14 protein-coding genes are annotated in these 13,413 nt (G+C 57.0%); 3 read left to right on the top strand and 11 right to left on the bottom strand.

Annotated features, from left to right (window positions below):
* Window positions 1-121 precede the first annotated feature (121 nt).
* Window positions 122-1,084: a LysR substrate-binding domain-containing protein gene (locus LCM31_RS05775; RefSeq protein ID WP_224868295.1), complete on the bottom strand. Its 963-nt coding sequence runs from the start codon at window positions 1,082-1,084 to the stop codon at window positions 122-124.
* A gap of 163 nt (window positions 1,085-1,247) precedes the next feature.
* On the opposite strand from LCM31_RS05775, the gene LCM31_RS05770 reads away from it, so the two are divergent.
* Window positions 1,248-2,495 (top strand): Zn-dependent hydrolase, encoded by a 1,248-nt coding sequence (locus LCM31_RS05770; protein ID WP_224868293.1) that lies wholly within the window; start codon window positions 1,248-1,250, stop codon window positions 2,493-2,495.
* Between the two features lie 192 nt (window positions 2,496-2,687).
* Window positions 2,688-3,599, top strand: a complete 912-nt coding sequence (locus tag LCM31_RS05765) for a dimethylarginine dimethylaminohydrolase family protein (protein ID WP_077399111.1) — start codon at window positions 2,688-2,690, stop codon at window positions 3,597-3,599.
* Window positions 3,600-3,686: 87 nt separating this feature from the next.
* Here the strand turns inward: LCM31_RS05765 and LCM31_RS05760 are convergent, their stop codons facing one another.
* Window positions 3,687-4,076, bottom strand: a complete 390-nt coding sequence (locus LCM31_RS05760; protein WP_224868291.1) for a c-type cytochrome — start codon at window positions 4,074-4,076, stop codon at window positions 3,687-3,689.
* Window positions 4,077-4,110: 34 nt separating this feature from the next.
* Complete coding sequence (locus LCM31_RS05755) at window positions 4,111-4,512, bottom strand: hypothetical protein (protein WP_224868289.1); 402 nt, start codon at window positions 4,510-4,512, stop codon at window positions 4,111-4,113.
* A gap of 199 nt (window positions 4,513-4,711) precedes the next feature.
* On the opposite strand from LCM31_RS05755, the gene LCM31_RS05750 reads away from it, so the two are divergent.
* Window positions 4,712-5,590, top strand: coding sequence for a hypothetical protein (locus LCM31_RS05750; RefSeq protein ID WP_224868287.1), 879 nt, complete (start codon window positions 4,712-4,714; stop codon window positions 5,588-5,590).
* Between the two features lie 333 nt (window positions 5,591-5,923).
* Here LCM31_RS05750 and LCM31_RS05745 read toward each other — a convergent pair whose 3' ends face one another.
* The 8 genes from LCM31_RS05745 to dprA form a co-directional block, all read right to left on the bottom strand.
* Window positions 5,924-6,415 (bottom strand): hypothetical protein, encoded by a 492-nt coding sequence (locus LCM31_RS05745; protein ID WP_224868286.1) that lies wholly within the window; start codon window positions 6,413-6,415, stop codon window positions 5,924-5,926.
* A 264-nt stretch (window positions 6,416-6,679) separates the two neighbouring features.
* Entirely contained in the window at window positions 6,680-7,816 is a 1,137-nt protein-coding gene (locus tag LCM31_RS05740; RefSeq protein ID WP_224868284.1) for a 5-(carboxyamino)imidazole ribonucleotide synthase, read from the bottom strand.
* A gap of 87 nt (window positions 7,817-7,903) precedes the next feature.
* Entirely contained in the window at window positions 7,904-8,395 is a 492-nt protein-coding gene (gene purE / locus LCM31_RS05735) for a 5-(carboxyamino)imidazole ribonucleotide mutase (RefSeq protein WP_318247436.1), read from the bottom strand.
* A gap of 344 nt (window positions 8,396-8,739) precedes the next feature.
* On the bottom strand, window positions 8,740-9,588 hold the full coding sequence (gene aroE, locus LCM31_RS05730; RefSeq protein ID WP_224868282.1) for a shikimate dehydrogenase: 849 nt from the start codon (window positions 9,586-9,588) through the stop codon (window positions 8,740-8,742).
* Window positions 9,589-9,679: 91 nt separating this feature from the next.
* Window positions 9,680-10,111 carry a hypothetical protein gene (locus tag LCM31_RS05725; RefSeq protein ID WP_224868280.1) on the bottom strand — a complete coding sequence of 144 codons (432 nt, stop codon included), beginning with the start codon at window positions 10,109-10,111 and terminating at the stop codon, window positions 9,680-9,682.
* Window positions 10,112-10,163: 52 nt separating this feature from the next.
* A complete protein-coding gene (gene hemF, locus LCM31_RS05720; RefSeq protein ID WP_224868278.1) occupies window positions 10,164-11,069 on the bottom strand; it encodes an oxygen-dependent coproporphyrinogen oxidase in 906 nt (301 codons plus the stop codon).
* A gap of 48 nt (window positions 11,070-11,117) precedes the next feature.
* Window positions 11,118-11,744, bottom strand: coding sequence for an L-threonylcarbamoyladenylate synthase (locus LCM31_RS05715; RefSeq protein ID WP_224868276.1), 627 nt, complete (start codon window positions 11,742-11,744; stop codon window positions 11,118-11,120).
* A 470-nt stretch (window positions 11,745-12,214) separates the two neighbouring features.
* Complete coding sequence (gene dprA, locus LCM31_RS05710) at window positions 12,215-13,369, bottom strand: DNA-processing protein DprA (RefSeq protein ID WP_224868274.1); 1,155 nt, start codon at window positions 13,367-13,369, stop codon at window positions 12,215-12,217.
* Window positions 13,370-13,413 lie beyond the last annotated feature (44 nt).

Here is a 13,413-nt window from a genome sequence, read left to right as displayed (position 1 = left end):
TTGTGTTATTTGAAGGATTATTCAGTATGCGCCAAGGGCAAGTGTGCCTGTATCACCTGAACAGGTGATACGAAACCTCGGGTGAAGCAGAGAGAAATGCCAGAAATATGCCGATTAGCAATCAGCTATCTGTGTCCTTGGCCGTGGGCGACAGCGCCTGCTGCAGGGCTTGTGCCTGGGTAGCCAGCGCCGCACCGCGGGTGTCCAACCACTTGAACACGCTCTCGAGCACCAGGCGCGCGCGGTCATGCATGGCGCCGTGGTGGTCGCTCACCAGATACAAAAACTGGCCGATGGTGTAGGGGCGCTCGATCACCGTCGCCAGGCGCCCGCTGCTGAGGTCTTCGCTCACCTCCAGACGATCGGCCAACGCCACGCCCATACCCAGGCGTGCCGCTTCGATGGCCTGATAGGCATAATCCACGGTGACGCCCTGGATCGCCGGCGCATACTCCACACCCTGCGCAGTGAACCAGCCGCGCCATTGCTGCTGGCGGTCGTGCAACAGCGGCAGCTTCAGCAGATCCGCCGGGCGCAGTGCGCGGCCATGCGTCTGCAGCAGCTGCGGGCTCGCCACCGGCAAATAGTGTTCCTGATACAGCGGCGTCACCTGGCGCCCCGGCGCATCCGGCTCACCCAGGCAGATGGCAATATCCGCCTCCTCATCGAGCCTTGCCGCGCGCGGCTCAATGGTGGTCAGGCGCAGCCGGATCTCGGGATAGCGCTGCTGCACCTCGGCGAGAATCCGCAACAGCCAGCGCGAGGCAATGGTGGCGGTGGCGGCAATCACCACCTCGCCGGCAAGGTTGTCCGGATCCAGCGTCAGCAAGCCCTGCTCCAGACGCCCGAACGCATCGGCAACCGAGCGGTGCAAACGCTTGCCCGCCGCGGTCAGGGACAGGCGATTACCACTGCGCAGGAACAAGGCAGTGCCCAGCCGCTCCTCCAACTCGCGGATCTGCCGACTGAGCGCCGGGTGCGACACGTGCAGTTCCTCCGCCGCACGCCGCAAATGGCAGTGGCGGCCCACCGCGTAGAAACTGCGCAATGATGTCAGCGACAGGTTTCTCAGCTCTGCTGCCATGGTTTACCTCGGAAATAACCCCGCTTACTGGGGTTCGACTAGTTTTGGTGCCAAAAAGATACCAAAGTGGCAATTAATAGTTAATTGTGTTCACAAAAACAAACCATAGACTTGTGCTAAACCCTATACACCCTCCCAGACAATAAAAGTGCGGATCGACCCCATGACTGACACCAGCCAAGTGCGCATCAACGGCCAGCGCCTGTGGGACTCCCTGATGGAGATGGCGCAGATCGGCGCCACCGACAAAGGCGGCTGCAACCGCCAGGCCCTTACCGACCTCGACAAACAGGGTCGCGACCTCTTCGTAAACTGGTGTGAAGACGCCGGCTGTTCCGTCTCCGTGGACGAAATGGGCAACATCTTCGCGCGCCGCCCGGGCAACAACCCGGAGCTACCCGCGGTGCTCACCGGCTCCCACCTAGACACACAGCCCACCGGTGGCAAGTTCGACGGTGTCTACGGCGTGCTCGCCGGCCTGGAAGTGGTGCGCGCGCTCAACGACGCCGGCATCGAAACCGAAGCACCGCTGGAAGTCGCCGTGTGGACCAATGAAGAAGGCGCCCGCTTCTCCCCCGCCATGATCGGCTCCGGTGTGTGGGCCGGCGAATTCGACCTCGACTACGCCTACGCCCGCGCCGACAAGGAAGGTAAAACCTTCGGCGACGAACTCGCGCGCATCGGCTACAAGGGCGCAGCCCCCGCCAAGCCGCGCCCGCTGGCCGCCGCCTTTGAAGTGCATATCGAACAGGGCCCAATTCTGGAAGCCGAAGAAAAACAAATCGGCGTACTGAGCGGCGTGCAGGGCATGAACTGGTACGACCTCACCCTGATCGGCCAGCCCTGCCACGCCGGCCCCAGCCCCATGGAAATCCGTCGCGACCCGTTTATGGGCCTGCACAAGATCCTCGACCAGCTGTACAAACTCGCCGCAGAACACGGCCCCTGGGCCCGCGCCACCTTCGGTGATATCCGCGTCGAGCCCGGCAGCCGCAACACCGTGCCGGAGAAACTCGTTCTCGCCGTCGACCTGCGCCATCCGGACCAGCAAGTGCTCGATGCCATGGACCAGCGCTTCCGCGAAATCGCCGCTACCGTCGCCGAGGAAACCGGACTGGAACACGACATCCGCGACGAATGGCGCTCTCCCGCCGTCGCCTTCGACAAGAGCTGTGTCGAAGCGGTGCGCGCTTCCGTCGCGGACCTCGGCTACAGCAACAAAGAGATGGTGTCAGGTGCCGGTCACGACTCCGTGTACATCTCCCGCGTCGCACCTACCAGCATGATCTTTGTGCCCTGTGAAAAAGGCTTGAGCCACAACGAAGCGGAGAATGCCGAGCCGAAGGATCTGGAGGCGGGCGCGAATGTACTGCTGCACGCAATGCTGAAGATGGCCAACAACGCCGAGTAACGAACGCACTTACGAAGTAAAAAATTTAATGCGAAGCCGCTGTTGCCGGTGGCTATTCGCGAGACCTTCTAAAACAGGGATGTTTTAGAAGAGCCCCCAGGGATGGGTGCACGGCGTGTCTCGCGAATAGCCACCGGCGGCAGGGGCGCCACGGAGCCAAAACAGAGCTCCGCAAAATTCGGGAAACCAACAATGACTGAATTCACCTACAAACACCGCAAAGACAACGGCAACACCGAGGCCCTCAAACGCTGGGGCATCGACTCCGAATACGGCGTGCTGACCGACCTGCTGGTAGGTCCCATCGACCACTACACCTGGCAGATGGGCAACGCCGCCTCCCGCCGCTCCGTGCGCCTCGGCCGCGAATTCGATGCCACCGTCGCCAAGCGCCAGCACCAAGAAATGCTCGACGCCTACAAACAAGCCGGTGTTAACACCCACCTGTTGCCCGCAGACGGCAACCTCCCCTACCAGCTGTACGCCCGCGACAGCAGCGTCATGACCCCGTGGGGCCCGATTGTTACCCAGATGTATTCCCCCTGGCGCCGCGGCGAATGGGTCGACGTAGTGAAGACCTACCAGAAACTCGACATCCCCATTTACGACATCATCACCGCCGGCAGCCTCGAAGGCGGCGACTTTATGGTGCTGGAACCGGGTGTCATCCTGTGTGGCTACAGCGGTGAGCGCACCTCACCCCAAGGCTTCAACCAGATGAAGAGCTGGATCGAAAAAGAAGGCTGGGAAGTAAAAGGCTACCAGTTCGACCCCTACTTCCTGCACCTGGATGTACTCGTAGCCGCGCTTGCGGAAAAACTGGTCGCGGTGTGTGTGGACGCGGTAGAGCCAGAACTGGTGCAGTGGTTTAAAGACCGCAACTTCGAAATTATCGACATCTCCTACCCGCAGGTGATGGAGCTTGGCGTCAACGTGGTAGCGCTCGGCAACGACCGCGTAATGCTACCCGCCGACAACACCGAACTGAAAGAAAAGTGCCGCGCTCACGGCCTGCAGGTGATCGATCCAGATATCTCCATGATCACCGCCGGTGGCGGCGGCGTGCACTGCATGTGTCAGCCACTGGCGAGAAAGCCTGCCTAAGCAGGCTGGCACAAAAAAGGTCGGCCATAGGCCGACCTTTTTTATTGCTGGAAAATTTTTCGCTCCGTACTAAGGCTCACAGCCGATTCAGCGCGCCGCCTTAACTTCCTCTTCACTCACCACTATTACCTCATCGCCCCAGGTATTGGTGATAAACGCGATGATCGCCGAAACTTCGCGGTCCGTCAGAAACTCCAGTGGCGGCATCAAATCCTCTTCACCGCCATTGCGGCGCGGTGCCGAGCGCCCGTGTAACACGGTCTCAATCAACAGCGGTTTATTTGCCAACAATGCGGGATTGCGCAGAGATGGGTACAACGCCTCCTCGCCATAGCCGTCAAGCTTATGGCACTTTTGGCAATTATCGGCAAAGGTAAGCGCACCCAGTCCAATCAGGTCTCGGGTCTCCTGCTCTGAAGCGACGGCTCCCAGAGAGAGAGTCGTAAACAGTATGCCGATGGATAATGTGCGTTTCATATGCTGTGCCCTGTTGCCAGTCAATTGTACGAGGTTATTTTCCCTGCGCGCGCAGCCATCCGGAGCCGGCGATGCCGCCCGCGGCACAGGCCAGGATGATCACCAGTGGCGTCAGCGTACCCAACGCCAGTGCACCCACACCCAGTCCGCGCATGGGCAGCATTACCAACAGCAAAATGCCCGCAGGTATCAGGGATAGCAGAAATCCACGACTAATCCAGCTTTTGCGCCACGGCAGCAGGAAAATCAATCCACAGATGCCACCCCAGACAACACGCTGGTAAATATAGGCATTGGACAGATGCGGCGCGATATCCACAGACAGCGCCCGGGTAATCCCGTAGTGCCCCAGCGCCCACAAGCCCAGCGCATAGCACAGGCCCGCTACACCGCCGGCGGCAAAACAGATGGAAAGGTTTTTAATAAATTCTTTCATGTACGACCCAGCGAAAAAAACTTCAGGTCAATAGTACACGAGTAATTACAATACACATGGCATACTGAGCCACAAATATTACCTGTACCCACAGGATACTGTTCGACCTATAACGTCAACGATAAAATAATCGCACAAAAATTAAGCACCAATCATTGTGCGGTCTCTCGCCGCTCACACTGATTCAGACCTTATTCCAATGACAGTACGGCAATCGCGTCTTTTTGGCGAAAATTCGGAAATACAGCACCTGAGAATGGGCATTGGGTCCATCGCTGGATTTTGTGCTTTTTTCATTTACCCCTGCGCAAGCTATCTCGCCATGCTTCTTGGGGGCGCTTTAGTGGAGAAAGGCTACTTGGTAGCCATGATCAGTTTTTCGCCGCTGGCCTTGGCACTCTTTTTTTTCCGTAAATTTAAGTCCTTCGCCATATCCGTTTTAATGTTTATTATTTTTTTGACTTCGGCATTCGGATATTTTTTGTTTGAGTCGAACCTTCGAGCTTTGATAGCGAAAAATACTAAATTCTATTCCGAGCATTCCGTGTTACCCACATACTCCGAAAATGAGCACGCCGGATTAACGGTAACTTCAATCGGAAACTTTGAGTATGAGATTAGCAGCCCGAAGAATTGGTCAATCGAGCTTAAAACCAACATACTCAATAGCAAAATCAATTATTCGTCTCCTGATAATGACACAGCGTCATTAGTTTTCAGGTGCTTTAATCCAAACAAAAAAGACGCGGATATCCCCACACTGGTCAGTAAAATCAAGCCCAATAGTTCAAGAGATACCGGATTTAACGTACAACCGGAATGCTATCGCTCACAATCAGACTTAAAAGTTTGCTTGATGCAACAACAATTACAGAACAATGCTCAAATCTGGAATTTATATTTATTAGATGACCTGGCCGCACATGGACTAAAAATTTCTGCAAAAACCACCAGCACAAGTTATGCATTCAAAACGCAATTAGCCAAGTCGCTATCTTCTATAAAACTACGGTCGACGGATGGAAGTATTGGTGAGTGCCAAGGGGTTTCTAGGATGATCGATTTTCCGTCAAGCTAGGGTGGGCAGATGCCTCTATCACCGCCTTCATCGCTGGACACTCCCAATTGCGCTTTAAGGTCGCATCCGCCCCTTCTTTGAACAAGTTGTAACGCTCGCTCGTTGGGGCACCAGTTATTGCCTCCCAGGAATTTCTCGCCGGGCTTCCTTCCACGAGCTGCTCCCGGATTTTTTTCACAGAAACTCTCAGCATTGTCTCTTCTGTCAAACTATCTTGCTGACGACTTATGCTTTCGAAAATTCCGCAAACCACCTCGAAATCATTTACAGTCGGCTTGCCACAAGCTAATAACCCAAAGGAAATTGAAGCTGTTAAAAGTATACGCCTCATAGTCACCACTTCCTCTTTATATCCCAGCGTAATTTACCGTAGGCATTCTCCTCTAGAGGATATTTTGGCTGGTAAATGACCTCCCATTGTTTCGGGATGTAGTCCATCACAAAATTTTCTTCTGCATCCACAATAAAAACCCAAAGCCCATTTGAGTGGCGCCATGCGGTCCCACCTAAGGCGGCTATCTTCTGCGCGGTGATGTTCGGTGCATGTAAGAAATATGAGGAGCACGCGAAAATAAAGTCGCTATATGGCGCTCCCTCGGCTGCCCGTATCTGACGCAACTTCATTGCGGTATTGTCGTCTACTGCGGATTTCATCAGACCGGTAACAGTCGCAGCAACTGCAGCTGGCCAAGCGAGTAAGCCCAGAACATACAAGCTGATATCCAGCTCGTCTGGCCTTTTTTCATTAACGGCATAATCAACAGCCCATACCGCTGGCGCTATCAGCTTGCTCGCCGTCGAATTCCCGAGTTTGTCGAGGCCCATTGAGGCCCATTGAGGCCAATGTGGATGCCGTCGACTTGATTACCGAATTATGATTATCAATGATTTCCGTTGCTTGCGGCACTTTATCCTCCTTGAAAAGTAAACCACGGAGGATTCTAAAGGAGGCAAAAAGCAATATTCATATTTATAAATTTAACTCTGGCACGAATTAAATATTGCTTTATCGGGAGGGAGGATTGGGGGTAAGGACAGCGGGCATTATCCAGATATAACCGAACGTTGCCCGCCCTGTGAGACAGAAATTTATGCGGGGCGTTTGCTAGGGCCGTAAAGCTCTTCCAGCATGCTGTCGATACGCGCAGCCAGGGCATCCTGGGTATCGTCCAACAGAATCACGTGGCCCATCTTGCGGCCCGGGCGCAGCTCCTTGCCATAAGACCAGACGCCTTCGTTCTGCAGCGCTGGCTTTTTATCCACACCCAACATATTGATCATGACTGCCACGCGGTCGCAGCCGGTTTCGCCCAGCGGCATGCCGAGAATTGCGCGCACATGGTTGGCGAACTGGCTGGTTTTAGCGCCCGCCAGGGTCCAGTGGCCGCTGTTGTGGACACGCGGCGCCAGCTCGTTGATCAGCAGGCCATCGTCACTGACGAAACACTCCATCGCCAGTACACCGACATAGTCCCAGGCGTTCATCAACGTGGACAGGTATTCTTCCGCAGTGGTTTGCAGCTTCTCATCCACATGCGGCGCCGGTGCGGTGGATACCAGCAGGGTGCCGTTGTAGTGATCGTTCTCGGCCAGCGGATAGGTGACCACTTTGCCATCGGCGGTACGCGCACCGATCAGGGAAACCTCGCGGGAAAAGTTGATGCCCTTTTCCACCACGTATTCCTGCGCCGGTACCTGGTCGGCGATTGCGGCGAGGTCTGCGTCGCTGTTCACACGCCACTGATTTTTACCGTCGTAACCGTGTTCACAGCTTTTGATAAAGGACGGGTAACCCAGTTCTTTGACCGCCGCACAGATTTCATCGTAATTGTTGGCCGGGCGGAAAGGCGCCACTGGCAGGCCGGCATCATTGATCGCGGTTTTTTCGCGCACGCGGTGCTGGGTCTTTTCGAAGGCATCCGGACGCGGGTACACCGGGCAGAATTTTTCCAGCGCGCGCAATAGACCCACATCCACACTTTCGCGCTCGGCGGTAATCACCTCGGGGCTGCCCATCGCCTTGTACAGTTCTTCGATATCAGCGCCTTCACTGGCGTGCACAATGGTGCCGAGCCCTTCCACGCAGGTCGTGTTTTCGCCACCCTCGGCAAGGAAACTGAACTCGATTCCCAGCGGGCGGGCTTCCTGGGCCATCATCTGCGCCAATTGGCCGCAGCCGACAATACCGACACGACGCTGTGCAGATTGCTCTTGGCTGGATGTCATTTCCGCGATACCTCGTAAACCTTCAGTGCTGGTCGCACTATTCAAATATCTAGCTGGTCAACAAATCGAATAAATCGGCGAACCGGCTTATTCAACTTCAAACGGCACACCGGCGCTCTGCTTTTCACGCCACGCGATCAGGCGCTGCTGCAGCTCGGAGTCGGTCAGCGACAGCATCTGTGCAGCCATCAGGCCAGCGTTGTAGGCGCCGGACGCGCCCACCGCCTGGGTGGCCACGGCCACGCCCTTGGGCATCTGCACGATAGACAGCAGGCTATCCATACCGGTCATAAATTTGCTCGCCACCGGCACGCCGATCACCGGCAGCGGGGTCATGGCCGCGATCATTCCCGGCAGGTGCGCAGAGCCGCCGGCACCGGCGATGATCACCTGGGTACCGCGCTCGTGCGCGGTGGAGGCGAACTCGACCATACGCTGCGGCGTACGGTGCGCAGAAACCACGGCCGTGGCAAAAGGCACACCCAGCTCGGTGAGTGGCTTGGTCGCCATTTCCATGGTCGGCCAGTCGGACTGCGAGCCCATCACAATGGTGACTTTTTCAAACGGCAGCTGATTCACGGGGATAACTCCAGTGTTCGCGGGCACCACAGCGCTGTTGTTCACTGGCGGCACCGGGGAAAAACAGGGTCTTGCTGGTCACGCTTTCGAGAGTGCGCCCACCCGACCCGAAAATTTTAGGGGCGAGAGGATAGCAAAAATTGGCCGCAAAAGTACGCTATACGGCGTTTTCCCACGGGTTTCATCGCGGTATCGGCGCTATCTAGCCGGAAAAGATGGCTTTTCGGGCTCCCGTGGTCGCGCTTGCACCACCGGAACCCCAAAATATAGTGTGGCGAGGCGGTCACAACAGCTATAAGTGGCCGCCTGGATGGAGTGATATGTGGCTGCGGAAAGGTCCGGCCTCAGTCCGCCTCTCCCGCTTCCGCATTGCGTTTTTTGCGCAGGGCTTCACGCAACATCGCCTGCACCGGCGCCTCGGACGGGCGCACACCCCGCCACAGGTGGAATGCCTCCGCCGCCTGCCCCACCAACATACCCAGGCCATCTGCGGTGCGGGCGCCCAGCGGTTCCGCCCAGCGCATAAACGGCGTTGGTTCGGCACCGTACACCATGTCGTAGACACAGCAGTCCGGGCCCACCACCGATGCGTCAATGTGTGGGCGTTCGCCGCTTAGCCCGGCCGCACTGGCATTGATGATCAGGTCAAAACCCGCGGGGATATCTTCCAGACCTCCGGCAGTCACGCTGCCGAAACGCTGAAAATCCTCCGCCAACTGGTGCGCCTTGGAGGCGGTGCGATTGGCAATGTGCAACCGCGCGGGCTGCTCGTTAAGCAGGGGCAACAGCGTTCCGCGGGTAGCACCACCGGCGCCCAGCACCAGCAGTTTTTTGCCGCGAATCTGCCAACCGAGGTTGTCACGAATATCCGACACCAGACCGGGGCCGTCGGTATTGTCGCCCAGCAAACGGCCATCTTCCTGCAGTGCCAGGGTATTTACCGCACCCGCACTGCGCGCGCGTTCGGTCAGGCAGTCGGCGTACTCAAATGCGTCCAGTTTGAAGGGAGCGGTGACGTTCAGCCCGCGGGCGCCGGCGGCAAAAAATTCGTCCACCACCGGTTTGAAGTTATCGACTTCGGCAAACAGTTTGCCGTACTCGAGATCCTGATTGGTTTCCGTGGCAAAGGCGCTGTGAATCACCGGCGACATGGACTGCTTGATAGGATTTCCGATGACCGCGTATTTATCCATAAATAACCTGAATCTCGTTTGTTATATTGCGTTGCACTTGCTTGGCTTGCGGTACTGATTATTAAAATGTTGGTCGCAACAATGTACGTCGTTACAGTGCGCGCAGTGCCTTGCGCACTTGCACGGTTTCATCGACGCCAACCAGACTGTCGATTTTCAATTCTCCCTGGTATTCGCTCACCAGATAGCGTGTGATGGCACTGTATACCTGCTGCGGTTTTTCGCCACGAGCGTCAAGCAGTATCCAATTGAGGGTGGCGAGGCTGGCATTTTCGTTCAGCTCGATCACATCGGTCACCGCGCCAACAATCTGCGTTACCCCAAGTTTCTGGTAGAGCTTCAGCAGTTTCTCGACCCGACCAATAAAGTAGCCCCGATCCAGTTGTGACTTTTTGCCATTGGAAAAGTGGTAGTGCAGCGGGAACCGATAAAAATCCGCGATTTGCTCTGCGTCTCGCGCCTCAAACAGTCGGCGGTATTCGAGAAACAATTTATTAATGTCTTCGAGACGAGCCTTGTGCATATCGTTACCTCTTTTTACAGCAGCCCCACAACCTATGATTTCGGCAAGGCATTTATATCCAATCCCGGTGCGGCAGGAAGTCAGTATACAGTTTCGCCTCGGCACTGCCCTCTTCCGGGTGCCAGTCATAACGCCAGCGCACCTCGGACGGCAGTGACATCAGGATTGACTCTGTACGCCCGCCACTTTGCAGGCCGAACAGGGTGCCGCGGTCGAACACCAGATTGAATTCCACGTAGCGGCCGCGGCGATACAGCTGGAAGTCGCGCTCACGTTCACCGTACGGAGTATCCTTGCGTTTCTTCAGGATCGGCAGATATGCATCCAGATAGGCATTACCCACTGCCTGCATAAAGGCAAATGCATTATCGAATCCGCCTTCATTAAAATCGTCAAAGAACAGGCCGCCCACACCGCGAGCCTCCTTGCGGTGCTTCAGATAAAAATATTCGTCGCACCACTTTTTAAAGCGCGGATAAATATCCTCACCGAAGGGTGCACAGGCCTCTTTCGCGGTCTGGTGCCAGTGCACAACGTCTTCTTCAAAACCGTAGTATGGGGTCAGGTCAAAGCCCCCACCAAACCACCACACAGGGTCCGCGCCTTCTTTTTGCGCCACAAACAAGCGTACATTGGCGTGGCTGGTGGGCGCATAGGGGTTGCGCGGGTGAATAACCAGGCTGACACCCATCGCTTCGAAGGAACGGCCCGCGAGCTCGGGGCGTGCTGCGGTAGCGGACGGCGGCAACTTGTCACCGTACACATGGGAAAAGTTAACCCCGCCTTTTTCGATCACATTGCCATTTTCCAGCACCCGGGTGCGGCCCCCGCCGCCACCCTCACGCTCCCAGGCATCCTCAAAAAACTGCTGCCCGTCCACCGCCACAAGTTCCGCACAAATGCGGTCTTGCAGGTCCAGCAGATATTTTTTGACGGCCTGAATGTCGATGGTACTCATGTAATGCTCACGATTTAATTTCGCTAGTAATAAGAATTTCTGTCGGGATTATCCCGCGCGCACAATGCGACCGCTGGAAGCGTCGCGAATTTCACTGGGGGATGCGCGCCCACCGGTGCTGCCGCCGCCAATAAAATCCAGCGCGTCGCCAAAATAACGCAACACTTGGAATTTTTGACGCGCCGGCTGACAGCCTGCCGGGTTGGCGGAAGTCGACACAATGGGACCACCAAATGCCCGCGACAGTGCCGCGGTAAACGGGTGGTTGGTATGGCGCAGGGCGACACTGTGGTGCACGCCGCTGACCCACGGCGGTATCTGGTCAAAATGCGGCACGAGCCAGGTAACCGGTCCCGGCCAAGTTGCATCGATACGCGCGCGCTGATCGCCGGAGAGATTGTGCAACAGACCGGAGAAGTGGTTCACGTCGCCCGACACCAGGATCAAACCTTTTTCCAGCGGCCGGTTTTTCAGGCGCACCAGACGCTGCACCGCTTCGGCATTGTTCGGGTCACAGGCAAGGCCCCACACGGATTCGGTCGGGTGGGCAATCACACCGCCGGCGGCAATGATACGCGCGGCGCTTACCAGACTGATGCCTGCACCAGGCAAATTGGGCGTGTGCGTTGTGGAGGTGTCGTCGACGGCGGTAACGGAGGTAATTTTCTCGGACAAGGCTAGGACTCTTCAGGTCAGCAAGCGGAAGACGCGGCGAGCGCGCCGGGTAGACGTCCTCGGTACTTTTCGATGCGCCACTCAATGCGCAACAGTACTGGAAGGTCGTCAGGTGGCAGCGCGGCAATTTATCGAATACTACCAGCCTAGACAAGGTAGCCTGAAGAGACAGTAAGGTTCCAGCGCCACCTCACCGTCATACCAGATCGCCACGCCGGACTCGCTCTCGCTTTAGTCTGAGTAGGTAACGCTGTGGCCGAATTTGTTACTGCAGCTCCAGGAGCCATGTTCGGTGATCAATACCTGATTTTGTATTCCCCCGGGCACTGATCACCGGTGTAAACCTTGATCCCGAGCGGCGCCACAATTGAGGCTCTAGGTTTTGTACCGGGCGCATAAAGTCACTGCACTGTTTGACCGCGCCGAATTCCGGATCGAGGTAGTCAGGAGTTACCGTACCGATTTTTCGCTTATTCCACCAGCCCGGCCAGGGCTTTGGCACCACTGCCGGTCAGCTGATAGCCTCCGGGGAGCTGCTCCACCAGCCCCTCCAGCTCCATGTGCAACAGGCTCGCCATCAACTCCCCGGTATCACCACCGGTGTCGCGAGCCAGCTGCTCGATACTGCGCGGGTCACCGCCGAGGGCGACAATAAGGCTGCGCTGCTCCGGTGGCAGGCGTATGCCGCTATCCGCGGTCTGTTCAAACAGCGATGGCTGCTGCGCCAGTCCCGACAACAACCCACCCAGTTCAGCCACGATATCCGCGCTGGTTTCCACCAGATGGGCGCCGTTTTTTATCATGTGGTGACAGCCGCGGGCCATGGGGTTGTGCACGGAGCCGGGGATCGCGAATACCTCACGATTCTGCTCCAGCGCCAGGCGCGCGGTGATCAGCGACCCGGAACGCACCGCGGCCTCCACCAGCAAGATGCCCAGGCTCAAACCGGAAATAATCCGGTTGCGCCGTGGAAAATTGCCGGGCTCTGGCGCGCTGGCCAGCGGCATTTCACTTACCAGCGCGCCGCCCGATTCCAGGATCTGCTCTGCCAGCGCGGCATTCCGCTGCGGGTAAATACGATCCACACCGGTGCCGAGCACGGCAACAGTTTTGCCTGCGCCGCGCAGTGCCCCCTTGTGTGCCATGGCGTCGACCCCGAGTGCCAGGCCAGAGGTAATAGCGAAGCCAGCGGCCGCGAGGTCCGCGGAAAATGCCTCGGCATTGTCGAGACCGGCGCGACTGGCACGGCGCGCCCCCACCACGGCGATCTGCGGCAGAGACAGCGCCAGGGGATCACCGGTGATATACAAAACGGGCGGCGGACGGTCGATTTGGCGCAGCAACGACGGATAGCTTTTGTCATCGCAATGCAGCAGATAGATGCAGTTTTCCACACAGCGCTGGCGTTCAGCGAGTGCCCATTGCGCCAGTTCACTGTCGCAGCCCAGGCGCTGGTATTCGGCCAGCTGGGCGCGGGCGCGCTCGGGTAATTTGCGGGGGAAATGGGTGGCAGACTGCTGGAGAGCGGCTTCGGCGGAGCCAAATTGCTCCACCATTTGCCAATACAAACTGGGGCCAATGCCCTCCAGCCGAAGCAGAGAGAGAGTCGCGGTCAACGCATCCATGCGATTTGCCGTAAATATTGTTCAGTAAAGCTTTAGGATTGAAG

The sequence above is a fragment of the Microbulbifer agarilyticus genome (genome assembly GCF_020171345.1).
Taxonomy (GTDB): Bacteria; Pseudomonadota; Gammaproteobacteria; order Pseudomonadales; family Cellvibrionaceae; genus Microbulbifer; species Microbulbifer agarilyticus_D.
Note: the sequence above shows the minus strand (reverse complement) of the source record. Positions and strands in the feature narration are given on the sequence as shown.